The organism is Bifidobacterium sp. LH_426, from assembly GCF_056356875.1.
Genome location: NZ_JBKEVB010000010.1, coordinates 69,892 through 92,814, shown reverse-complemented (window position 1 = coordinate 92,814; position 22,923 = coordinate 69,892). Strand labels below are relative to the sequence as shown.

Annotated in this window: 22 protein-coding genes; 11 read left to right on the top strand and 11 right to left on the bottom strand. The window is 64.0% G+C overall.

All coding sequences use genetic code 11. From position 1 onward, the window contains the following. The first annotated feature begins 412 nt into the window (after positions 1–412). The 5 genes from AC1AYD_RS09505 to AC1AYD_RS09485 are packed head-to-tail and all read left to right on the top strand — an operon-like array spanning position 413 to position 4,735. Positions 413–1,111 carry an ABC transporter ATP-binding protein gene (locus AC1AYD_RS09505; protein ID WP_238567634.1) on the top strand — a complete coding sequence of 233 codons (699 nt, stop codon included), beginning with the start codon at positions 413–415 and terminating at the stop codon, positions 1,109–1,111. Beyond that, complete coding sequence (locus tag AC1AYD_RS09500; protein ID WP_476545075.1) at positions 1,104–2,528, top strand: FtsX-like permease family protein; 1,425 nt, start codon at positions 1,104–1,106, stop codon at positions 2,526–2,528. The genes AC1AYD_RS09505 and AC1AYD_RS09500 overlap by 8 nt, the downstream gene beginning before the upstream one ends. Before the next feature lies 1 nt (position 2,529). Continuing rightward, complete coding sequence (locus tag AC1AYD_RS09495) at positions 2,530–2,793, top strand: hypothetical protein (protein ID WP_476501647.1); 264 nt, start codon at positions 2,530–2,532, stop codon at positions 2,791–2,793. A gap of 38 nt (positions 2,794–2,831) precedes the next feature. After that, positions 2,832–4,061, top strand: a complete 1,230-nt coding sequence (locus AC1AYD_RS09490; protein ID WP_476501646.1) for a sensor histidine kinase — start codon at positions 2,832–2,834, stop codon at positions 4,059–4,061. 2 nt (positions 4,062–4,063) lie between these two features. After that, on the top strand, positions 4,064–4,735 hold the full coding sequence (locus tag AC1AYD_RS09485) for a response regulator transcription factor (RefSeq protein ID WP_476501645.1): 672 nt from the start codon (positions 4,064–4,066) through the stop codon (positions 4,733–4,735). Between the two features lie 47 nt (positions 4,736–4,782). Here AC1AYD_RS09485 and AC1AYD_RS09480 read toward each other — a convergent pair whose 3' ends face one another. From AC1AYD_RS09480 to AC1AYD_RS09445, 8 genes are all read right to left on the bottom strand, one after another. Continuing rightward, a complete protein-coding gene (locus AC1AYD_RS09480) occupies positions 4,783–5,031 on the bottom strand; it encodes a hypothetical protein (protein WP_476501644.1) in 249 nt (82 codons plus the stop codon). Continuing rightward, positions 5,028–5,978, bottom strand: coding sequence for an ABC transporter ATP-binding protein (locus AC1AYD_RS09475; protein WP_051922874.1), 951 nt, complete (start codon positions 5,976–5,978; stop codon positions 5,028–5,030). Before AC1AYD_RS09475 ends, AC1AYD_RS09480 begins: the two co-directional genes overlap by 4 nt. A gap of 97 nt (positions 5,979–6,075) precedes the next feature. Beyond that, positions 6,076–6,765: a response regulator gene (locus AC1AYD_RS09470; RefSeq protein ID WP_476545074.1), complete on the bottom strand. Its 690-nt coding sequence runs from the start codon at positions 6,763–6,765 to the stop codon at positions 6,076–6,078. Further along, positions 6,765–8,012, bottom strand: a complete 1,248-nt coding sequence (locus AC1AYD_RS09465) for a sensor histidine kinase (RefSeq protein WP_476545072.1) — start codon at positions 8,010–8,012, stop codon at positions 6,765–6,767. The genes AC1AYD_RS09470 and AC1AYD_RS09465 overlap by 1 nt, the downstream gene beginning before the upstream one ends. Positions 8,013–8,097: 85 nt before the next feature. After that, positions 8,098–8,661 (bottom strand): VapC50 family PIN domain-containing toxin, encoded by a 564-nt coding sequence (locus tag AC1AYD_RS09460; protein ID WP_476501641.1) that lies wholly within the window; start codon positions 8,659–8,661, stop codon positions 8,098–8,100. Between the two features lie 20 nt (positions 8,662–8,681). Then, on the bottom strand, positions 8,682–9,083 hold the full coding sequence (locus tag AC1AYD_RS09455) for a helix-turn-helix domain-containing protein (protein ID WP_476545071.1): 402 nt from the start codon (positions 9,081–9,083) through the stop codon (positions 8,682–8,684). Between the two features lie 295 nt (positions 9,084–9,378). Further along, the gene (locus AC1AYD_RS09450; protein WP_476545070.1) at positions 9,379–10,098 is read right to left on the bottom strand and encodes a response regulator; all 720 of its coding nucleotides are present in this window, start codon (positions 10,096–10,098) and stop codon (positions 9,379–9,381) included. After that, positions 10,095–11,285 (bottom strand): sensor histidine kinase, encoded by a 1,191-nt coding sequence (locus AC1AYD_RS09445; protein WP_476501639.1) that lies wholly within the window; start codon positions 11,283–11,285, stop codon positions 10,095–10,097. Before AC1AYD_RS09445 ends, AC1AYD_RS09450 begins: the two co-directional genes overlap by 4 nt. Before the next feature lie 272 nt (positions 11,286–11,557). Here AC1AYD_RS09445 and AC1AYD_RS09440 point away from each other — a divergent pair, with 272 nt between their 5' ends. Together AC1AYD_RS09440 and AC1AYD_RS09435 are read left to right on the top strand one after the other, a co-directional pair. Continuing rightward, entirely contained in the window at positions 11,558–12,373 is an 816-nt protein-coding gene (locus tag AC1AYD_RS09440; RefSeq protein ID WP_476545069.1) for an ABC transporter ATP-binding protein, read from the top strand. Continuing rightward, entirely contained in the window at positions 12,370–14,901 is a 2,532-nt protein-coding gene (locus tag AC1AYD_RS09435) for an FtsX-like permease family protein (protein WP_476545067.1), read from the top strand. The genes AC1AYD_RS09440 and AC1AYD_RS09435 overlap by 4 nt, the downstream gene beginning before the upstream one ends. A 128-nt stretch (positions 14,902–15,029) precedes the next feature. On the opposite strand, the gene AC1AYD_RS09430 is transcribed toward AC1AYD_RS09435, so the two are convergent. Continuing rightward, the gene (locus AC1AYD_RS09430) at positions 15,030–16,610 is read right to left on the bottom strand and encodes a S10 family peptidase (RefSeq protein WP_476545066.1); all 1,581 of its coding nucleotides are present in this window, start codon (positions 16,608–16,610) and stop codon (positions 15,030–15,032) included. A gap of 230 nt (positions 16,611–16,840) precedes the next feature. Between AC1AYD_RS09430 and mscL the strand changes: the two genes are divergently transcribed. Continuing rightward, entirely contained in the window at positions 16,841–17,314 is a 474-nt protein-coding gene (mscL, locus tag AC1AYD_RS09425) for a large conductance mechanosensitive channel protein MscL (RefSeq protein ID WP_476545076.1), read from the top strand. Positions 17,315–17,317: 3 nt separating this feature from the next. Here the strand turns inward: mscL and AC1AYD_RS09420 are convergent, their stop codons facing one another. Beyond that, positions 17,318–18,622, bottom strand: coding sequence for an MDR family MFS transporter (locus AC1AYD_RS09420; RefSeq protein ID WP_476545065.1), 1,305 nt, complete (start codon positions 18,620–18,622; stop codon positions 17,318–17,320). Positions 18,623–18,779: 157 nt separating this feature from the next. On the opposite strand from AC1AYD_RS09420, the gene AC1AYD_RS09415 reads away from it, so the two are divergent. Both AC1AYD_RS09415 and AC1AYD_RS09410 read left to right on the top strand, forming a co-directional pair. Then, positions 18,780–19,397, top strand: coding sequence for an isochorismatase family protein (locus AC1AYD_RS09415; RefSeq protein ID WP_476545063.1), 618 nt, complete (start codon positions 18,780–18,782; stop codon positions 19,395–19,397). A gap of 66 nt (positions 19,398–19,463) precedes the next feature. Continuing rightward, positions 19,464–20,858 carry an MATE family efflux transporter gene (locus AC1AYD_RS09410; protein WP_476545062.1) on the top strand — a complete coding sequence of 465 codons (1,395 nt, stop codon included), beginning with the start codon at positions 19,464–19,466 and terminating at the stop codon, positions 20,856–20,858. Positions 20,859–20,899: 41 nt separating this feature from the next. On the opposite strand, the gene AC1AYD_RS09405 is transcribed toward AC1AYD_RS09410, so the two are convergent. Further along, a complete protein-coding gene (locus AC1AYD_RS09405; RefSeq protein WP_476545061.1) occupies positions 20,900–21,667 on the bottom strand; it encodes a DUF1287 domain-containing protein in 768 nt (255 codons plus the stop codon). 235 nt (positions 21,668–21,902) lie between these two features. Between AC1AYD_RS09405 and AC1AYD_RS09400 the strand changes: the two genes are divergently transcribed. Beyond that, entirely contained in the window at positions 21,903–22,910 is a 1,008-nt protein-coding gene (locus AC1AYD_RS09400; RefSeq protein WP_476545059.1) for a cobalt transporter, read from the top strand. Positions 22,911–22,923 lie beyond the last annotated feature (13 nt).

Sequence of the window (22,923 nt, the reverse complement as noted above, 5' to 3'; positions counted from 1 at the left end):
GGCCGAACCGGCGGTCTTTAACGCGACATCGTGTTAAAACCAACCCGACACGCCTACTGTCACAAGGCCAAACCCCGGTCATAAACACCACGTTTGGTTCCTATAGCCCGTGATGCACTGGGGGTTCTCTTTTTTCGGGAGTGTCATCGGTGGGGTTTGTCACCCTAAGATGACAGATTTTGTTTGTCTCTCGACTTCCGTGTTCTTTTCCATGAAGGTATGAGTCATACGTCGGAAACGGCGTGATCAACCTTTATGGAAAGAGGCTGTCGTGGCAATCCAAAATCCGAATACTCCCATTGCAACAAGCCATTGGCAACGAGATGACGGTCTTCGACCGGTCAAGTCGATGCCGGTTCAGGCGCGTGGGCTGGTCAAGCGTGTGGTTTCCGCTGATGGTTCCAGTCCGAGTGTGATTCTCAACGATGTCTCGTTGGATATTCCCGGTGCCGGGTTGACGGCGATCGTCGGGCCTTCGGGAGCGGGCAAGACCTCTCTGTTGTACGTGTTGTCAGGTTTGGACAGGCCCGACTCGGGCCGGGTCGTCATCGGCGGCACCGACATCTACGCGTTGGACGAGGAACGTCGTTCGCGGTTCATCCGCGGGCATATCGGTTTCGTGTTCCAGCAGTACAACCTCGTGCCGTATCTGACGGTCGAGGAGAACGTGATGCTGCCGCTCTCGCTCGCCCATCGCAAGGCCGACTACGTGCATGTCACGCAGCTGCTGTCCCGGTTCGGCCTGCGCCGGAGGGCGAGGACCGTGGTGAGCGCCCTGTCCGGTGGAGAGCAGCAGCGCGTGGCCCTGTGCCGGGCCCTGCTCTTGCGTCCGTCGGTGGTGTTCGCCGACGAGCCCACCGGCGCGCTCGACACCGCGAACAGCGGGCTCGTGCTGCAGGTGCTGCGCGAGCTGGCGGGTTCGGGTTCCAGCGTGGTCATGGTCACACATGACACGGACGCCGCCGCCCTAGCCGATCGCGTGGTCTTCCTGCGCGACGGCGGGATCACCCACGTGGCAGGCAGGCTGACCGCCGGGCAGATCGTCGAGGGCATGCGCCGCACGTTCGAGCCTGCCATGCCGCAGCACGGTCAGGAGGCTCGCCGTGGATAGGTATGTGCTTCGCGTGTTCCGTGACAATCTCGCGGGTTGGGTGCCCACGATCATGGTGGTCGCGGTGGTGACCACGCTGGTGGGCGTGTGCATGAACCAGTTCGTGTGGACCTCGTCGCCGTCATTCGCGTCGGCCGCCCGGCTGGCGGGTTTGGATCCGGCCGAGTTCACCATGGTGTCGGTCACGATCTATGTCGTGGTGGCGTTGCTTGCGTTCTTCTCGCTGACGGTGGTCGGTTCGGCCACGGTTGACCGCATCCGCGGCACGTTCGCGCAATGGCGTCTCATGGGCGCCAGCCCGAGCCAGGTGCGCGCGGGCATGTGGATGCTCGTGGGCGTGGCGAGCCTCACTGGCTCGCTGATCGGCTCGCTGATCGCGATGCCGGCCAGCCTGCTCGCGGTCCCCGAGTTCGACGCGATGGCCGCAGAGAGCTTCGCCGGCGGGCTCGGCTCGTTCGTCCCTCCCGCGTTCACACCGTCCGCGACGGCATGGCTCGGCTCGCTGCTGTTGGGCGTGGCCACGTGCATGCTGGGCGCGTTCGTGCCCTCGATACGCGCGGCGAAGGTCCGTCCCATCGAGGCGATCCGCGGCAAGGACGTACCGGTCGGGCGGCGTGGATGGCGGTATTGGGCGCGTTGGGCGCTCGGATTGACCGTCATGGCGGTGGCATTGGTATTGGCGTTCTCCGGCATGGGCATGCCGCGCGCCCAAGCGTTCGGCCAGGAGGCCGGCCAGACGTTCAACGGCGCATTATGGGCCGGGATCATCGCGTCGTTCGGCATGTACGTCCTCGCCGGCGTGCTGGTCCCGATCCTGCTGGACGCGGGACGCGTCATATGCCGCCTGTGCGGGTCGGCGACCGGCGTGCTCGCGGCCCGCGCCGCCAAGGCGAAGACCGTGTCCAGCATGAACACCATCGCCCCGCTCGCACTGGCCCTGGGATTGTCCGCGACCCTGCTGACCTGCGCGCGGTCCTACGGGCGGATACTGGCCCTGGGCGGCCATCCGACGAGCCTGAACTACACGGACTCGCTGCTGATGATCGCGATGCTGTGCATCGTGTCCCTGACCACGAGCCTGGCCGTCATCGCGTTGTCGAACCGTGGCATGGTTGCCGACCAGGCGCTGCTGCGCAGCATCGGCATGTCGCCGCGCCGGGTGACGCGCATGATCCTGTGGCAGAGCCTGCAACTGGCCGCCGGCGCGGTCGTCCTCGCGCTCATCCCGGTGGTCGTCAGCTCGCTCGTGCTCGCCACACGCTCCATCACGCTCGTCGGCGTTCCGGTGGCCGAGATCCCGTGGGTCGGTGTGATCGGCGCGGGAGCGGCCTGCTGGCTGGCGTTGTTCCTCATCCAGTACATGCAGATTCGCCCCGCGCTGCGTCGTAGCGTGGCAGACGCGATCAGGAGCCGTTGACATGCAATCACACCAACACAACGATTCGGTTATCGGCTTCCTGCTGCTCGGCCTGTTCCTGTCTCTGCCCGGCGTGCTGATTGCGTGGATCATCGGCCGCGACGGGCACGGATGGGAGCATGGCGGCCGTGTCGTCGCATGGATCGGGGCGCTGTTCTCGCCGTTCGTATGGCTGGCCATCATCATCGTATTCACTGTGTTGTTCACCGGTTCGGTCACGATGCTCGGCTGCCTGATGCCCGGCGCGGACTGTCTCGCCCAGTGAACATGCCGATGACCCGACGAGGTGGCACAGTGGATCATATGGAACGGCAAACGGTGAATGTCGGCAGGGTCACTGCCATAGCCATGCCATTATGTGTGCTCGCGGTCGAGGGCGCGATGCTCACGTGGGAGCGCATGATCGGCGCCCCGTTGGACCCGATGTACACGCTCGCCAAGCAGACCGGCGGATTCGTGATGCTGTTGCTAGCCCTGTGCCTGTCATGTCTGACATTGGTGTTCCGCTACCGTGCCCCGTCCGCCACGTTGGCGTCGCAGCTCATCCTGACCTTGACGCTGTCCTTCTGGCATGCGGACTCGATCCTGCTGGTCCAGCTGGTCGTGGCATTCTACGCGTTCATGCGCACGGCCGGGGAACGCCGCATGTACATCGGGTCCCTCGCGACGACGTTGGCCGTGACCTTGGCGACGTTCATGTCATGGCCCGCCAGCCGGTTCCTCGGCGAATGGCCCGGCCGCATCCTCCTGCTCGCCCTCGCCGGCGCGATCGCCCTGGCGCGCCGCGGCATGGCCCAAGCCAGGAACGCCACGGCCGCCGCCGGCTTGGAACATCGGCGCGCGCAGACCGCCATCAAGCAGCGTGACGCCGCGGTGCATCGTTCGCGCATCGCCGGCCAGCTGCACGACAGCGTGGGGCACGGGTTGACCGCGATCATCGCTTTATCCGAAGGATTGACCGGCAAGACCGGCGACCCGCGCGTGGAGGAGGCTCTGAAAGGCATCAACGAAATCGCACGGGAAAGCCTGGAGGACACACGCAAGGCCGTGCGCGCACTGACCGAAACCGACACGACCGCCGAAAACGAGGATTCCTCCGAACCGGGCTCCCGGAGCATGCGTTCGTGGGACGACATCCGCCCGATCCTCGCACACGCCCGCACGCTCGGCATCATTACCGTATTCACCGAAACCGGCATCCGCGCCGACGACGGATCGCAGGCGAATCTCTGTTTCGACGTGACCCGAGAGGCCATCACCAACGCCATCCGACATGGCAGGCACGTCACGCATCTCAACGTCTCATGGAACCACCAGCCTCGGAATGGGGTCACCGTCACCGTCAGCAACGACGGAGCCGACGGCGCGACGCCAACCGCCACGTCCGATAACGGCACCGGACTGGCCAGACTGTCACGGCGTGTGCAAGACACCGGCGGTGTATTCGCCTATGGGCCAATAGATGGCACCGACTGGCAGGTCAAAGCGGTCATTCCCCCGACCGGGGAACGGCAGACTGAAAGGCAGATCTGACCATGATCCGTGTGATGCTCGTGGACGACCAGAGACTGGCACGACTCGGCTTCCAGCTCATGCTCGACGACGTGACCGGCATCACCGTCATCAAGTCGGCGGAGAACGGGCAAGCCGCCATCGACACGCTCAACCAGTTGGATGCCGATCACCGGCCATTGCCCGACGTGATTCTCATGGACGTGCGCATGCCCGGCATGGACGGCATCGAAGCAACCCGACACATCACCAAGCACTGGCCCACCATCAGAATCCTCATCCTCACCACCTACGACGAAGACGACTATGCTTTCGGCGGACTCGACGCAGGAGCCAGCGGATTCCTACTGAAGGACGTCACCAAACGCGCACTGGTGGAAGCGATTCGCTCCATCGCCAGCGGCGATGCGATCCTCACCCCACGTATCACCAGACAGGTGCTGGAACGAGGCCTCCCCCATCCCACGGGAGACCGACGGCAACAGGAATTGCGCGCGTCATTCGACATGCTCACCCCGCGTCAACGTGAGATTTGCTCACTCATTGCCGAAGGACTCAGCAATGAGGAGATCGCCGGAAGACTCGTCATCGAATCCAATTCGGTCAAACGCGCAGTCAGCCGCATCCTTACGACCCTCGGGCTCAGGGATCGCACTCAGATTGCCGTCAGCTGGTACAAGGCCGGAGGGTTGTAGTTTTTTCGTCACCGTAAATCCTGAGGTAAAGGCGAAGGCCCATGCCGTTAGACATAGATGTCTCGTTTCTCCAGTATGAGGGAGGCGATGGCGATGATGATGAGGGTCAGGCCGATGGATGTGCCGATGCTGATGCACATGGTGGCGGGCGTGACGGGATCGACCGGGAACGAGGTGCCGATGCGGCTGGCGGCGGAGCCCATCATGATGGCCCGGCGCAGCATGCCTTCGTTCCTGGACTGCGGGGCCGCGGTGTCGGCATCGGGCGTGGCCGCACCCGGGGTTGCGTGTCTCATAGGCTTCCCGCTCCCGTCAAACGCATGAAGATGTCCTCCAGGCTTTGTTCGCGGCGGCGCACCATGAAGATGCGTAGGCCCTGGCTCACGAACCATGCGATGATATCGGCAGTCGTGTCGTGAGAGCCGACGCCCGGTACGGCCAGTGCCCGGTCTTCGAGGGCGAGTCCGGTGTAGCCGCGTGATTCCAGCAGGGCCTTCGCCTTCGCCGGGTCGTCGGTTTCGACGAGCAGGTCGGGTGTGGCCTTGGAGAACAGTTGGGAGCGCGTGCCTTGGAACAGGAGACGCCCTCGTGACAGGATGCCGAGTGTGTCGCAGGTCCTGTCGATCTCGCCGAGCAGGTGGCTTGATACGATCACCGTGACGCCCTGATCGCGCAGGCGGGCGAGCAGTTCACGGATCTCCTCGATGCCTGCCGGATCCAGCCCGTTGGTCGGCTCGTCCAGTATCAGCAGTTGCGGCGAGCGTGCGAGTGCCATGGCGATGCCGAGGCGTTGCTTCATGCCCAGCGAGTAGTTGCGTACGAGCTTGTCCATCTGGCTTTCCATGCGCACCGCGTGCACGGCCGCGTCGATCTGACGGTCGCTCAGCGAGAGCAGGCGTTGGACGATGCGCATGTTCTCCTCGCCGGTCAGGTGCCCGTATCCGGGAGGCGATTCAATCAGCGAGCCGATATGCGTCAACTGCTCGCCCCGGGTCCTGCGGTTCATGGGCCGCCTGTCGATGATGATGTCGCCTCCGGTGGGTTGGACCAAGGACAGGAGCATCTTCATCGTGGTGGATTTGCCCGAACCGTTCGGGCCGAGGAACCCGTACACACTGCCGCGCGGCACGAGCAGGTTCAGATCGTCGACGACCGTGCGATCGCCGTAGCGCTTCGTCAGATGATGGGTGGACACCATCGCGTCGGATGGATACCCTTGCCGGGATTGTCGTTGGTTGCTCATGGCATCCATGATTCCCGGGATCCGCCGCCCCCGCCATTGGCCGGATGGACTATTCGCGTCCGGTGCCGCTAGTCGTTTCGGACTAGTCGAGTCGCCATCACCGGTCGTCGGCGGAGACAAGGCCGATGCGGTAGGCCAACACCGCGGCCTGGACACGGTTGCATGAGCCGGTCTTGTCCAGCACATGCCGCACATGCACGCGCACCGTGTTCTCGGCGATACGCAGACGGTCGGCGATCTGCCCGTTCGACAATCCCAAGCCGATCAGACGAAACACCTCCGCCTCCCGGTCGGTCAGGTCGAACGCCGCCACCGCACCCGTGACGTCCCTGTTGCCGGCATTGTCCTTCGTGCTCCCGTTCGAAAGGAAATGCCCCAGCAGACGCGCGGTCATGCGTGGGGACACGACCGCGTCACCGGCCTCGACGTGCCGTATCGCCGAGACGAGCTCGTCCAATGGTGCGTCCTTGAGCAGGAATCCCGATGCCCCGGCCTCCAGCGCGTCGATCACATACTCGTCCAACGCGAACGTGGTCAGCATCAGCACACGAGGCGCGTCGTCCTTGAATTCCGCGCGGATTCGCCGGGTCGCCTCCACACCGTCCATCACGGGCATGCGCACGTCCATCAACACCACATCCACCGGCATGGATCCCAGAAACGCCAACGCCGCACCGCCGTCCTCGGACTCACCGGCCACGTCAATGCCATCGACGGTCTCCAACAGCAGCTGCAATCCCATGCGGAACATCGGCTGGTCATCAACAATCAATACGCGAATCGCCATCACTTCATCTCCCCGTCATGCGCATCGTCGAACGGCAGCACGGCGACCACCTCGAACCCGCCCCGAGGGCCCGGTCCGAACCGCAGCGTGCCGTCATAGGCATCAACCCGTTCCCGCATGCCGATCAGACCTCGACCGCCATCGGTGAAACCGCCGTCATGATGCGACTTCGGCCCGGCGCCGTCGTCATCCACATGGATGGTCAGGGCATCCCCGCCGTAATCCGACGTCACCTCGATGCGGGTCAACGACGGGCCGCCATGCTTGACCGCGTTCGTCAACGACTCCTGCACGATGCGATACGCCGCGGCATCCAATCCGGTAGGCAGAGTGCGACGTTCGCCGCGCACCGTCAATTCCACATCGACGCCACCCGCGCGGGTCCGGGCGACGAGAGCATCCAGATTCACAAGACTCGGCTGAGTCGAATCGTCGGCACTCGTATCGTCGTCGCGCAGCACGGTCAGCACCCGGCGAATGTCGGCCGTGGCCGCCCGCCCCGTACCGCTCACCATGCTCATCACCTTCCCGGCCTTCGCAGGGTCCGAATCGACCAGACGACCTGCGGCTTCCGCCATCACCGTCATCGACACCAACGAATGCGAGACCGCATCATGAATCTCACGTGCAATGCGCGTACGCTCTCCGACGACAGCCAGCCGCACACGCATATCCCGCTCACGTTCCAACCGCCGATTGCGTTCGCGCAAGGAACCGACCAGCAGACCCCAACCCCACACCCAGCCGACCAGGATCACCGCCAGCATCACCGCATCGCGTGACACCCAGCCGGCACGCACCTGCCACGCCGCCACGACCCCCACGAAGCCAAGCGCCAGCAACGCGGCGATCAACGCCTGCAGCCAGCGACTACGACTCGCCACGTTATACACGCCGAACACCACCATCACCGATGACGGCAACGGCGTCACCACACCATCGAACATATTGAAGGGCACATCCGAACCGGGAACCGGAAGCGAAACAAACAGCACTTGAACGATAGCGAATCCCAACGAGACCAAAAACGACCCCAGCGGGAAACGCCGTCTCGCCAACCACGGTGCGCACATCCCAACCGCGCACACCAACCCGACAACACCCTTCAACGGAACACCAAAAGAAAACCACGGCAACACGAACGGCAAATCACACAACAGCATAACGCCCGTCACGAGCGCATCGAGCCAGAGAGCATGGAAAGTCTTAGTCGAAACACTGTTCATCGGATTTGTCTTCAAGTCCACGGACAACACGGTAGATGCACAACAATACAATCCCATTCATGGCGGAACGAAGCGTTGGCATGTGACATAGAAGTCGAATCCTGAATTAAGCGGGTTGCCCACTCATCAACCTGCGCATGATACGGGCGAATCCCGGCATGCCGGAATGTTCGAGCCGTTCCAGTTCTTCCTGCATGGTGCGCGGCGGATGCTTTTTCGATGCGACCAGTTCGGTCATGGCCTTGACCGCGCGTTCGGGATACGCCTCGGCGACGCCGATCAGAAACTCGTCGGGGTGGCGGGCGGATAATCCGATCTTGGCGAGTTGGTTCGCGGGGAAGTCCTTCAGATTGAAGGTGACGATCACGTCCGCATCGCCGTTATAGGCGGCGGCCGCCACATGCCGATCATCAGCGTCCGGCAACACGACCTCACCGGTCAGTTCCGGAATGGGAGAGACAAGATAATACGGCTTGACATTGCGGATGGCGGACAGATAGCGGTCGACCCAAGCAGAATCTTTGCCGAGGTCGTCGACGAACGCCCGGCGGGCTTCTTCAAGCACGTCGTCGGAGTATTCGGGGTCGAACAAGTGATGGTCGGCAAACGTGAGCAGCACATCCGTCAGCCAGGTGTGCGGGAAGATGTTCGCATCGAGAAAAGCGACCACCAACTCAAATCCCTCTCGTTTCAGCTGTAACGAGCCAGATAGGCCGAGTAGTCGATGTCGTCCAATCCACCTTGGCTAGCGGCCTCGCGCATGGTCTCCAATGCCTCATGGCCGTGGGATCCCGACTTGTCGTGGTAGGCGACGACCTGCGCTCGGGAAACCATACGGTTGCCTTTCGCGCCGTAGCGCACGAACGGAATCTCTCCAGCGTCAAGTATGCGAGCGACGGTCTTCGCCGATACGCCGAGAATCTGAGCGGCCTCACCGGTGGTGATCATCTCGGCAGAATCGCCGTGCACGATGGCCGCGAACGCGCGACGCAGCTCCTCCGCGTCCAACGGGTATGCCCTGCCATCGCCCGTGGTGATATATGCGGAGCCCTTGCCGATCTGGGAAATGGGGATTGCCTCGAATGTGGTCATGGCGAGTCCTTTCCTGAAGCCTTACACTCAGCCTACTCCAGATCAGACATTTCGGCAATATCGGACATATCAGACACCGCAGTCGACATGCGAAAACAACGATGAGATTCCACTATCAGGACGAGGAAGAGCAGAGAAAAAGCAACCAATACAGTGAACAAGCGAACCCAACCCTGAACCTCCGCCGCATTGACTATCGGACTATGGCTTACTATCATGCATCACGAATTCCCCCAATGGGCCTCTCCGGACGGTCTTCGACTCAGCCGTGATGCACTGGGGGTTCTCTTTTTTTTCACATTCCACGAAGGTGCCGCGCAGCCCAGACGATGAGGCGGACGCGGTTGGTTTGGCCGGTTTTCCTGAGGATGCTGCCGATGTGGGTTTTGACGGTGGATACGCTGATGCCCAGGCTCGCGGCGATCTGCTCGTTGGAGTCGCCTTGGACGATGCGGGCGAGGATGTCATGTTCCCGGCTGGTGAAATCGGGAAGATCGTCGTCGTTCCTTCCGACTGGCGTCTCACCGTTGTCTGCGAATGTCGTCATCGCCGACTGCGTCTGGACGGAACCGGTGGCGAGCCGTTGGCTGAGACGGTTCATGGTGGCGGTGTCCATGACGGTGTTGCCCGAGGCGGCGGCACGTATGGCGTCTATGAACTGTTCCGAACTGCTGTTTTTGAGGAGGAATCCGCTGGCTCCGGCATCGAGCATGCCGATGGCGTAGGCGTCGGTGTCGTATGAAGTCAGGCCGATGACGCGCGTTTCCGGCAGATCGTGAATGATGATGCGTGCAGCTTGGATGCCGTCAAGTCCGGGCATGCGCACGTCCATGAGGATCACGTCCGGTTTGGATTGGCGGGCCGTGCGTATCGCGGTTTCGCCGTCCGCGGCCGTGGCGATGACGGTCATGTCGGGCTGTGCGTCGATGATGCGCGTGAACCCGCTGAGTATCAGCGACTGGTTGTCGACCAGCATCACGCGAATGGGCTGCATCCGGTGTGCGTTTTCCGTCATTGCCGCCGTCCTTCTTGACGGTGTCCGTCGCCCGTCTCGTTCAATGCCGCCGCCACCGGTTCTCTCTGATGGGACAGCGGCCAGACAGCATCGATTGAACAGAGCCCACCCGTCATGCTGATGCTGGCGTGACCGTCATATTGCTCGCACCTCCACCGGATGCCGTCAAGACCGTGTCCGCGCCGTCGCCATTTGGTGGTATTCGGTGACGTCGATGCGCAAGAAAGAGACGCATACGGGTTTTCGCAGTGCAGTCGAATCGCATCGCCGGTGATGGTCAGGGACAGATCGACGCAGCGAGGTTGTGCGTAGCGCAGCGCGTTGGTCAGACATTCCTCGGCCACACGGTATACGGCGTGGGACAGTCCCGTCGGCAGACACGACGTCTTCACGCCCTCCTGATGCAGGTCAATGATCAGTCCTTGCTTCCGATATCCGGCGATGAGAGCGTCGAACTGGTCGAGCGTGGGTTCCGGCAAACGGTCTTCTCTCGTAATGTCGGATAGTAGGGCCCGCAAATCGGCGACGGCTTCGCGCGAGGCTTGGGAGATGTCCGCGAACACTGTGCGCGCTGCGGAATCGGCGGTGGTTGTTCTGCCGCTTTCGGCTTGGACGGTGATGCCGGTGAGCGTGTGGGCGAGGATGTCGTGCATCTCGTGGCTGATGCGCATGCGTTCCTCCAATACGGCCAGCCGCGCACGCATGTCGCTGTCGCGTTCGGCCATGATCCGGCGTTCTTTCTCCGCCTCAAGCCGCATATCCTTGGCACGGTTGAGCCGGCCCGCCTGCCATGCGGACAGCATCAGACTGCCCGCGAATAGTCCTGCCACGGGCATCGTCCAATCCGAGGAACGAACGATCGCCAGATGCAGGCCGAGCGCGACGACGGGCAACAGACACGACGTCAAGCCGACCAGCCGGCAACGCCTCACCCGACCTGTCCCGCACAGAAACACGGATACCACCGCCATGAGCTGGCCGATCAACGTGAACGAGCCGTAGATGGTCGTATATGCGGCGGGGACGACGGTCGCCGATACGGCGAATACGGTGAACCGCCGTCGCACGAACACGATGGAGGCGACGGCCACGCTCGCCCATGCCCAATCGCCCATGCCCGCCGCACCGAACAGCATGCACAACAGCACGCCGAACAAGGCGACCGTATCCTCTGCACGAACCTTCATACCAACGACGTTACCCGTATCAGTTGGCCGATGACATGATTCGCAATGATGATTCCCACTCTCCTCGTTCCAGAGAACTCATACCTAGGTACCGGTCCATTCATACTTCGATACCGGTCGGATGCGGATTGGTTCTTCCGGATGATACCCCGCACGATTCCATCCCCATAAGTTGGTTGTGTGAGCGGAAGGTTCGGCGCATCGGCGATCGAATCATCCGTGGAACATAGGAAGGAGCTGGCATGACAGGCATAGCAGGAACAGACGGCGGCATGACCGTGCATCCGGCGGCGGTCGAGGCGATTGACGTGCGCAAGACGTACGGTTCCGGCGTGGCCGAGACGGTCGCGGTGGCGGACATCACGGCCCGGTTCGAGAAGGGCAGGTTCACGGCGATCGTGGGCCCGTCGGGGTCGGGCAAGACCACGTTATTGCATCTGCTGGCGGGTTTGGATACGCCGACTTCGGGGCGGGTGATTGTCGATGGCGTGGATATTTCGACGTTGTCGGATGATGCGTTGTCCGATCTGCGGCGCGACCGGATCGGGTTCATCTTCCAGGATTTCAACCTGCTGCCGTATCTGACGGCGGAGCAGAACATCGAGCTGCCGTTCACGCTGCGCGGCAGACAGCCCGACCGTCAGGCCATACGCGGGATCGCGCGCGAGCTGGGTATCGAGAACCGGCTCGACCACAAGCCGCAGGAGATGAGCGGCGGTCAGCGGCAGCGTGTGGCGGTCGCCCGCGCGTTGGCCGGGAATCCCGCGGTGGTGTTCGCGGACGAGCCGACCGGCGCTCTGGATGTGAAGTCGTCGCGCCAGTTGCTGGTGATTTTGCGGGATATGGCGTCGCGTCGCGGGCAGACGATCGTGATGGTCACGCATGATCCGAACGCCGCCGCCTACGCCGACCGGGCGCTCGTGGTGCGTGACGGGCTGATCGCGGCGGATATCGCACATCCGACCGCCGCCGACGTGGTACGCGTGCTCGAACAGGACGCTGGTTCTTTCCTCCCGCCGGCGGGAGGTGTCGCCACAGGCGACGGAGGGTGGTCGGATGCCATCCCCCGAAAGGACGGTGTGCGATGATCCGGGTGGCATGGGCGCAGATCAGGCATTCTCCATCCCGACTGCTCGCTGTCCTGTCGGCGGTAGTCCTGTCGGCGGCGATGCTGACCGGCACGGTCGTGTTCCAGGGCACGTCCACCGCGAGCATGGCCACGGTCACGGCCGCGCCGTTGAAGCCGGTGGACGTCATCATCGACCCCGGCGACGCCGACGTGAAATCAATGAAGCCCTCGTGGGCCGAGGACGTGCTTGCCAAGGCGCGTGTCAACGGCAAGGTGAAGGCGACGGCTCCGTATTATGCGGCCACGGTCACCGCGTACGGCATGGATGCGCGTGGCACGGCGAACGTGTATTCCGTCGCCCGGGACCCGTCCCTGCGCTGGTTCGGACTGGAGTCCGGCGACTGGCCGCGGTCCGCCGACCAGATCGTCATCTCGCAGGATACTGCCGGCAAGCTCGGCGTGCGGGTCGGCGGCACGGTCACGTTGAAATCGTCCGACGGGACGAAGCATATGGTGACGGTCAGCGGCATCAATGATGTGCGGTTCAAGCCGATGACCGGCACCGACTACGCGATCTACGCCGACCCGACGTACTTCGGTGATGCAACGCCGGGTGAGCTGTTCGTCAAACTCAACGATCCCTCCGACATCGATCCGGTCACGGAACGTCTTGCGACGGCTGCCGAGGCGGATGGTGTCATGGCGGTCACGGGCGCGGCGATGATCCGGCAGGCGTCGGCGATGATGGCCGGCGGCAGCACGCAGCTGACCGTGATCATGGCGGTGTTCGCCGTCATCGCCCTGGTCTGCGCGATGATGGTGATCTCCAGCACCTACCGGACGCTGATCGCGCAGCGCACGCGGGACATCGCCATGCTGCGCCTGATCGGAGCCAGACGCGCGAACATCCGTTCGCTGGTATTGTCCGAAGCGCTGATCACCGCCATAGCCGGCACGTTCATCGGCGCCCTGATCGGCGTGGGCGGCGGTTACGCGGCCATGACGGTGATGGGTCAGGCGTTCGGCGGATTCGCCGCCAATCCGCTCCTGCTGGCGGGAACGCTGCTGCTGACCGTTGCGGCCACGGTATCGACCGCATGGACGACCGTACGCCACGCCACGCGCATCCCACCCATCCAGGCACTGGACGGAGCGGCACAGTACGAAGACGGCAACGACGCGAAGGCGAATGGCAGGACGCATGACGGCAGTGTTCTGCGCATCGCGTTCGGCGCAGTGTGCGCGATCGCCGGCGTCGCGCTGCTATGGGTCGGCGCGGCCGGCTTCCACATGCCCGTCGCGTTGGTTGGCGGACTCGCCTTGGCGCTCGGATTGGTGCTCGCCCTGCCCGGACTCGTCGCGATGCTCATGCCCGTCATCGGTGCGGTCTTATCCGTCTGCGGATTGGCGGGCAAACTGGCTGCGGCGAGTCTGACGGCGAATGCGCGGCGCGCGGGCGGCACCGTCACCGCGGTCGCGTTCGGCATCAGCCTGATCGCCGCGCTCTCCTCGGCCGCGGCCACCGGCACCGCCACCATCAACGCCGACCTCGACTACCGCTACCCGGTCAGCGCCGCCCTCTACACGCCGGACGGCAATGCGCTCTCCGACAAAGTCCTGCAGCATGCCAGCGAAATCACCGACGCGCGAGGCTCCTACCCGATACGCACCATCGACATCGACCACACGCCGGACGGAGCGAAGACCACACCCCGGATACTCGACGTCATCCCCGACAACGCCGCCGCAGTCTTCGCCAAGAATGACCAGTGGCACGCCAGCGAGAAGAACGGCATGCCGGTCGCGCTCGTCCATCCGCGCTACATGAGCACCATCGGCGTCAAGGAAGGCGATACGCTCACACTCACCGTCACCGGTATTCCCGTCACGGTCAGGACGCACGCCTCGCAACTCACCGAATCACCGAAACTCGCGGTCATCATCACCGACAGCCAACTCGCCGCACTGCCGCACGCCGACGCCATCGAACCGGCATTGAAGACCAGCATGATCTGGTTCAAGGCCAAGCCCAATATCGACCGGTCCAAGCTCGCCGGCCAGGTCAACCGGCTGGCCGTGGCCGATCCGAACGCCACGGTCGGCGGCGGCATCGCAGAAAGCAACGACATCCTCAACGTGCTCAACATGCTGCTCATGCTCTCCTACGCGATGCTCGCCATCACCGTCATCATCAGCCTGACCGGGCTCGCCAACCAGCTCGCGCTGTCCGTCATCGAACGCACCAACGAGATCAGCATGCTGCGCGCGCTCGGCACCAGACGCGGCGTCATCCGCACGGAAATCGCCATCGAAGCGCTGACCCTGACCATCATCGGCACGTTTGTTGGCCTGCTCGTCGGTCTGCCGCTTGGGCCAGCCGGCGTCAAAGCCCAGATCGGCGGCATGACCGGCCAATTCACCACGCAACTGCCATGGACACAGATCGGCGTGCTCCTCCCCGTCGTTCTCTTCGCAGCGCTCCTCGCCGCGGCCATTCCCGCGCGCAACGCCACCCGAATACAACCCGCACAAGGCCTCACCAGCTGAAGAGGACGGAGGAGGGAGGTGGAACTACGACTACAATCCCACCTCTCTCCCCTATGTCTCACGTAACCCGATGCGGAAGGTCTGCCGACGGACCGGTCCGTCGGAGATAACGACGGATGCCGCTCCCCCTACAGTCGGATGTCCGGCGCGGGCGAGGCGGGACGTTCGTCGATGGCCTGCAGTCCGGCGACATCGGTCGCGTAGAAGCGTTTCAGATCGTCGGCGAACTTCGCGAGGCTCGGCTTGGACGAGTACAGCATGTGACCGGCCGGATAGTACGTGAACGCGACGTTGCCGCGCAGCGGTTTCGGCAGGCCGAGATGGTCGATGTCGTATTCGGTCTGGCCGAACGGCGTGCACAGGTCGTAGACGCCATTGCCGATGAGTACCTTCAGCGTGGGCTGGTGGGCGATCGCGGCAGCCAGGTCGGGTACGACGTTCGGAAACGGGATGTTCTGCCCCCATGAGGATTTGGTCATGTCCGGCTGCCTGTGCCACCAGGTCCAGCCCTTGCCCGGTCCGGTGGCGTTCCAGTCGAAGTCGGCGAATCCGACGCGTTCGGGTGTGCGGTCCCAGCCGAGTTCGTCGCGCAGGTACGCGTTGGCGAGGCTCGAATACGCGGGGTCGAGGAACGCGTCGTCCACGACGAACGTCTCCTCGTCGTTCATTCGATCGAGGTCGTAGCCGGCCACGCGTCCGTCGTAACGGCCGACGATTTTCCCCTCGTTGCGCAGCAGCTCTTTGCGGAACCGCATGTCCACGACGCGCAGGTCGGAATCGTAGACGTATTTCGCGTCCAGACCGGTCAGTTCGGCGTACCGCTCGGCGACGCGGCGTTTGACCGAGTCGTCCAGCGAGGATCCGGCGGCGAGGGCGAGGCGCAACGGGCCGTTCGCGAACGCGCGCGCCTCCTGCAGATGGTCGCAGGGTTCCGTCTCCGTCGCGGCGCGGCCATGATATTTGGCGACGGATGCGTAGGTCGGGAAATAACCGATGTAGAACTGGTCGGACGTGTCGAGCGTGTACGCGTAGTCGAGGATGTTGGAGATCAGCGTGATCCCGTTCAACGCGACCCCGTCCTGCTGGAGCCGGTATGCGAGGGCGGCGCCGCGCGTGGTGCCGTACGATTCGCCGAGCACGTACTTCGGCGAGTTCCAACGATGGTATTTGCTCGAATAGGCGCGGATGAACGCGCTGAACCCGGCGACGTCGCCGTCCACCGACCACAGTTCCGGCTTCGCCTTGTCGATGATTTCGGAGAATCCGGCGCCGGGAGCGTCGATGAACACTAGGTCGGAGGCCGGCAGCAGCGTGTACGGGTTGTCTTCGAGACGGTACGGCGCGGCGGGTACCGGTGCCGCATCCGGCACGTCGATGCGTTTCGGCGCGATCGACCCCATGAGCAGGAACGTGGTGGAGGATCCGGGGCCGCCGTTGAAGATGTAGGTGACCGGACGGGTGGCGTCGGGTTCCCCGTCGTCGCCGAGCAGTGCGAACGCGGTGAAGAAGACGCTTGCCGCCGGCTTCACCTTGGGCGTGTCGATGTGCAGCGTGCCGACGGTCGCCGCGTAATGGAGCGTGCGTCCGTCGATGTCGATGACGTGGCGTGTGGTCTTCTCATATGGTTCCGGCAATCTCGCCTGCGTCGCCGCCGGTGCCTGCTGATTCGTCGCGTCGCCGCCTTGCTTGTCGTCAGCCGTATCAGCCATGATGTCTTCCTTCCCTCGGCGGATGCCCCGTCATCGTGTTCGTTTCATCGTCCACTATACGTGCGTGGGGAGCGTCGATCCGGACATTTCACTAATCAACACGTTGTTGATATTGTTCTGTCGTTTGCGATGATCACCATGTTGAGCATTGTCGGGGACGATTGCCCGAAGTCCGCCGAAATCGGGATAATCGCGTGGATGATCCTATGAACGACACGAAGGAGAAGGACATGATCGACGGGTTCAAGAAGTTCATCTCACGCGGCAACATGATCGACATGGCGGTGGGCGTGGTCATGGGCAGCGCGGTCACCTCCGTGGTGAACGCGATCGTGGACAGTCTCATCAATCCGCTCATCGCGATGGTGTTCGGCAAACCGGACATGAGCGGCCTGCTCGCATTCACGTTCAACGGAGCGACCGTCTCACTCGGCGCGATCCTGGGCGCGCTGCTCAACTTCCTCGTCATCGCCGTGGCCGTGTACTTCTTCATCCTCGTGCCGATCAACAAGTTCCGTGACATGACCGACGCGATGCTCGTCAAGGCGAAGCTCAAGCAGGAGGAGGACGAGAAGGCGAAGGAGCCCGAGGTCTCCCCCGAGGAGCGCGCCGTCGCGCTGCTCACCGAAATCCGCGACCAGCTGGCCGACACGGACCGGATTGCGGCGACGCAGACGCGGAAGGACTCGGAACGCGACGTCTGAAGTTCACCGTCCGAGGTCGGCGGCGCGCAGGTTGCGGGTGATGGCGCGTTCGCGGGCGCCCTTCGTGGCGTGGAGTCCGGCGGCGACGAGCAGGAACATCACTGTGCAGCAGATCCAGAGCACGCGGCTTCCGAATCCGCTGATGATCCATCCGCCGACCAGCGGCGCCGCCCCGTTCGACAACGCCCAGACCAGATTGTACAGACCCTGGTAGGTGCCGCGCGCCTCGGCCGGTGCGAGGTTCGCGACGGTGGTCGCGGCGATCGGGAACGTGCCCAGTTCGCCGAACGTCCACAGGACGGTGGCGAGCGCGAAGGCGTGCCATGTGGTCGCGCCGATCTGGAACATGTATCCGACCGCCGTCATCAGCATGCCGAGCACGAGGACGCGCGTGTTGCTCATCCGGTTGAACACGGCGATGGCGGGAATCTGCAGCAGGCACAGCATGGCGCCGTTGATGGTCAGCAGCACCGAATACTGGTCCGCGCCCATGCCGAGGCCGGTCATCGCGATCGGCAGGCCGCTGGTCATCTGGAAGTACGCGATCGTGTAGGCGAACATGAGCACGACCATCGACATGAACGGCCAGTCGGCGAGCGCCCGACGGTAGTTGCCGAGCATCGAGACGTTCGTGCCGCGCTTCCCGTCGGCGGCTGTGGGGCGGCTCCCGGCGACGCCGGCTTCCGGGGTTTTCGGCGTGTGCACGCGCGCCTCGTGGAAGAAGAACGCGAGCAGGCCGGTGGCGACCACGAGGATGACGGCCTCCGCGTAGAACATGAGCGTGTATGAGATCTTGACGAGCTGGTTCGCGATGATCGGTCCTGTGGCGAAGCCGAAGTTCACCGCCCACGTCTGCAGCGTGTATGCGCGTTTCTGGTCGCGCATCGGCACCACGTCGGCGATGTACGCGGCGATGGCCGGCGTGGGGATGGAGGAGATCGCACCGTAGACGAGCAGCATCGCGCCCATAAGCGTCGGATCGTCGATGAACGAGAGGAGCACGAGCATCGCCGCCGAGCCGAGCTCTCCGGAGATGATTATGGCCGGGCGGCCGAACCGGTCGGACAGGGAGCCGCCGAACAGGCAGCCGACGATTCCGCCGAACCCGTACATGGAGACGATGGTGCCGGCGAGTCCCGCGTCCATGTGCAGGTCCTTGACGAGGTACATGGACATGAACGAGATGACGAACCTGCCCATCCATAGGATCAGCAGGGCCAGCCACAGGCCCCAGAACAGCAGCGGCAGGCCGAGGACGGCGCGGCGGCGCGTCCTCTCATCCGTCCTCTCACACGCGGGTTCGCACATGGGCCACCATCCTATGGGCATGCTCGTACACGTCCGGCATCCGCCGGAATCGGACACATGCATGGACTGCGCGCCTGTGTGGCCGGTTCGCCCATTAGAGTGGATGCGGACAGCTCCACCGTCCAAGGCGGGGAGATCGACAGTGAAGGAGTCAATCATGGCGGGTAGGGCGTTGATCGTGGTGGACGTGCAGCCGACGTTCTGCGAGGGCGGCGAGCTCGGCGTCGAGGGAGGCGACGCGGTCGCGAAGCGCATCGCCGCGTATGTGGAGGCGCATCGCGGCGACTACGCGTATATCGCGACCACGCAGGACTGGCATATCGAGCCGGGCGATCATTGGTCGGAGCATCCGGATTTCGTGGACACGTGGCCGGTGCACGGCAAGGCGGGCACGCCGAACGCCGACCTGCATCCGGCGATCGCCGCACTCGGCATCGCGCATCATTTCAAGAAGGGCCAGTACGCTGCCGCCTACTCGGGTTTCGAGGGCATCAAGGACGATACGGATCGCATCCAGTCGCGCGACGAGGTCCAGGCGGCGCAGAAGCAGGGGCTGACGCTCGCCAACGCGCTCAGGAAAGCCGGCGTCGAAGCGGTGGACGTGGTCGGCATCGCCGAATCGCATTGCGTCAAGGAGACGGCGCTCGACGCGGCGGGACTCGGCTACCCGGTCACCGTGTTCGAGGATCTGACCGTGCCGGTCAGCGAGGAGCTGGGAGTCGCCGCGCGCAAGGAGATGGCCGCCGCGGGGATCACCCTGCAAGACTCCCGGTGACGCGCCGACCCGACAACGCGGGGCGCAGTGGCATAAAACGAGGGAAAGAGGAGAAGGCAGGAATCCGTGGATAGCGAACTGTTCGAGAAGGCGCCGATCCCGAAGGCGTATTTCGCGTTGACGATGCCCGTCGTGCTGAGCATGCTCGTCACGCTCGTCTACAACATGATGGACACGTACTTCGTGGCGCACACCGGAGACACGAGCATGGTGGCCGGCGTCTCCCTGACCGCGCCCATGTTCACCGTGATGATCGCGCTCGGCGACATCTTCGGCCTCGGCGGTGCCTCCGTCGTCTCCCGCCTGTTCGGCAGGAAACGGTATGACGACGGACGCCGTCTGAGCGTGTTCTGCTTCTACGGCGCAATCGTCACCGGACTGGTCATCGTCGTGCTGGGACTCGTCTTCCGCACGCAGATGCTCACCCTGCTCGGCGCGACCGACGACACGTGGACGCACGCCTCCGAGTTCTACACGCTCATCATCATCGGCTCGCCGTTCATCATCGTCTCGATGACGCCCACGAACCTGCTGCGCACCGAAGGCCACGCCGTCCCCTCCATGATCGGCTCGATCGTCGGCACCGTCGTCAACATGATTCTCAACCCCCTGTTCATCCAGGGGCTCGGCTGGGGAGCGGCGGGCTCCGCAGGCGCGACCGTCATCGCCAACATCTGCACCGATGCGTATTTCGTCTGGTTCCTGCTGAAACGCAGCCGCAACCTGTCCATCGACCCGCGGCTCATGTTCGGCACCGCGACCGCGGCCGCCGCCACGGCGAAACGCCGTCTCGACATCACCGCGCTCGAGATCCGCAACATCCTCGCCATCGGCATCCCCTCCGCCATCACGAACCTCACGCAGAGCGTCGGCCTGGTCATGGTCAACCTGTTCCTGCTCCCCTACGGCACCGACACGGTCGCCGCCATGGGCATCGCCCTGAAGGTCGTCATGATCGCCGTGCTCGTGTTCGTCGGATTCGCGTTCGGCGCGCAGCCGCTCATCGGCTACAACTACGGGGCGCGTAATATGCGCCGACTGCACGGCATCATGCGGTTCGCTTACCTGTTCCTCTGCTCGTTCGCCCTCGTCATGACCGTCGTGCTGAGCGTCTTCGACCGGCGGCTCATGCGCTTCTTCATCGCCGACGAACGGATCGTCACGCTCGGCGCGGGCATGCTGCGCATCCAGCTGCTGAGCCTCGTATGCGTGGCGATCGTCATGGTCACCACCTGCACGTTCCAGTCGACCGGCAAGGCGTTGGGAGCGTTCGTCCTGTCGATCAGCCGTCAGGGTCTGATCCTCGCCGTCACCCTGGTCGCCGGCTCGCGCCTGTTCGGCTATGACGGCGTCATCGCCGCGCAGGCGCTCGCCGACCTCGTCACCGCCGTGATGGCGGCCGTCCTGTTCGTCGTGATGCTGCCCGAACTACGCGTGAAGTACGACCGGAACGGCAGGTAGCCGCGGTCATCCTCGTCCCGCGGACCGCCGCACCGCAACCGTCACTGCCGCCATTGGCGCAGCACGCTCTGCGGGACCTTGGACGCGTCGAAACGGTAGTGGCCGGTGACGGTCATGTGCGTCCTGAACGCGAGATAGTCGTTCTCACGCTGCCGCTGGCCCATGTTGTGCAGGATGAACGCGGTGCCGTCCGCGTCGCGTTTGTCCGAGACGATACCGATGTGTTTGACGTTCTGGAACACGACGACGTCGCCGCCCTGCCATTGCGCGTGATCGGCCGGGTCGAGCGTCAGCTTCTCCCCGTATTTCGAGAAGAACACGTCGAGCACGCCGGTGCGACGGAAGTCGATGTTCGGATCCGGGTTCGGCGCGACGGCGGCGTAGCTCGCCGGATCGGCCGCCACATCCGCGTCCACCATGGCCTTCAGATCGTATCCGGCCGTCTTGAACGCGCGCCACACCAGATCGGTGCACGCGCCGCGGTCGTCCGGCGGATAGCCGCCCTCATAATAGCCGTCGTCGTAGGCGGGCCGGTTCTCCGCATCCCTGCGGGCACCGGCGACGATGTCCGCGTAATCGTCAACCCCGTTGCCGTTGTAGTCGACCGGGCTCACCGCCTTCGGATACTTCGCTTCGGCGGCGGCGCTCGGAGCCGTCGCATCCGTCGACGTCTCCCCCGCCGCATCACCGGAACGCCAATCCGTCCCCGTCAACGTGCGCACGGCGAACGTTCCGGCGACGCCCAGCACGACGACCATCAGGACCGCCACGATCCATGCGACGACGCGACGGGACCGCGTTCCCCTCATTCCCCGTCGCCGTCCACCGTCCTGTCCCATCATCACCGGCACCTCCCCGCATACGCTGCACGACATCCGACCAACCACTCGCCGCCCATTATCCTCCCCCGACCTCGTTCAGGGCAACCATCAGGGTCGTTCCCAGGGTTCTCTTGCCGAACAACCACAATCGGGCTGGTAACGTGAGACGCGGCATCACGGATTCGGACAAGAACATCACGGAAGCCGGAAGGGGCGATTCCATATGACGAAACGCACGGCACCGGGCGCGCGGCGCGGCTCGACGGCGCTCCGCCACGCGCTCATCATCGTCGTGGCCACCATTTGCATCGTCACCGCCGTGATCGTGGGCGTCGTGAAGCTCTCCGCGCAATGGCTCGCCGATCTGGGGAACGCGGCATCCGCCGCGAAGGACACGAGCGCATACTGCATGGCGAAACAGACGGACGGCGTGATGAGCTACGTGCTGTCCACCGAACAGGCGCGCAACGCGGGCCTCATCACCGCGATCGGCGTGACGCGCGGACTGCCCGACCACGCGGCCACGGTGGCGCTCGCCACCGCCATGCAGGAGTCGAAGATCACGAACCTGGAGTACGGCGACCGTGATTCGCTGGGACTCTTCCAGCAACGTCCCAGCCAGGGGTGGGGCACGGTCGAGCAGCTCATGGATGAGACCTATGCGACGAACGCGTTCTACGACGGGCTGGTGAAGGTGTCCGACTGGGAGTCGATTCCCGTGGAGGACGCGGCGCAGGCGGTGCAGCTGTCCGGCTATCCGGACGCGTACGCGCAATGGGACGGGTTGGCACGCGCCTGGGCGCAATCGTTGACCGGCGAGGTCGCCGCCGGCGTGGGGTGCAGGCTGCCGGGCGACGTCACGTCGTCGGATCCGGACGGATTGGTCGCCGGACTGCAGGGCGCGTATCCGTCCGTCACGGCGGCGTCATCGTCATCATCGTCATCGTCGCCGTCATCGAAATCGACGGATGACGCCGGCGCAGGCGGGGACGGGAACGCCGCGGCAGGTGACGGCGCGACGGCCACGACCGTCACCTTCACCGTGCCGGGCGGACTGAGCGACGGGAACACGCGTCGCGCGGTCTGGCAGACGGCGACGTGGATCGTCGTCAACGCACGCCACTACGGCGTCACCAAGGTCACCGCGAACGGCATGACGTGGACGCGCGCGGCGACCGCGTGGACCGGCGACGAGAAGGCGGGGAACACGGTGACGGTCACGTTCGCGTGACCCCGCCATGTTC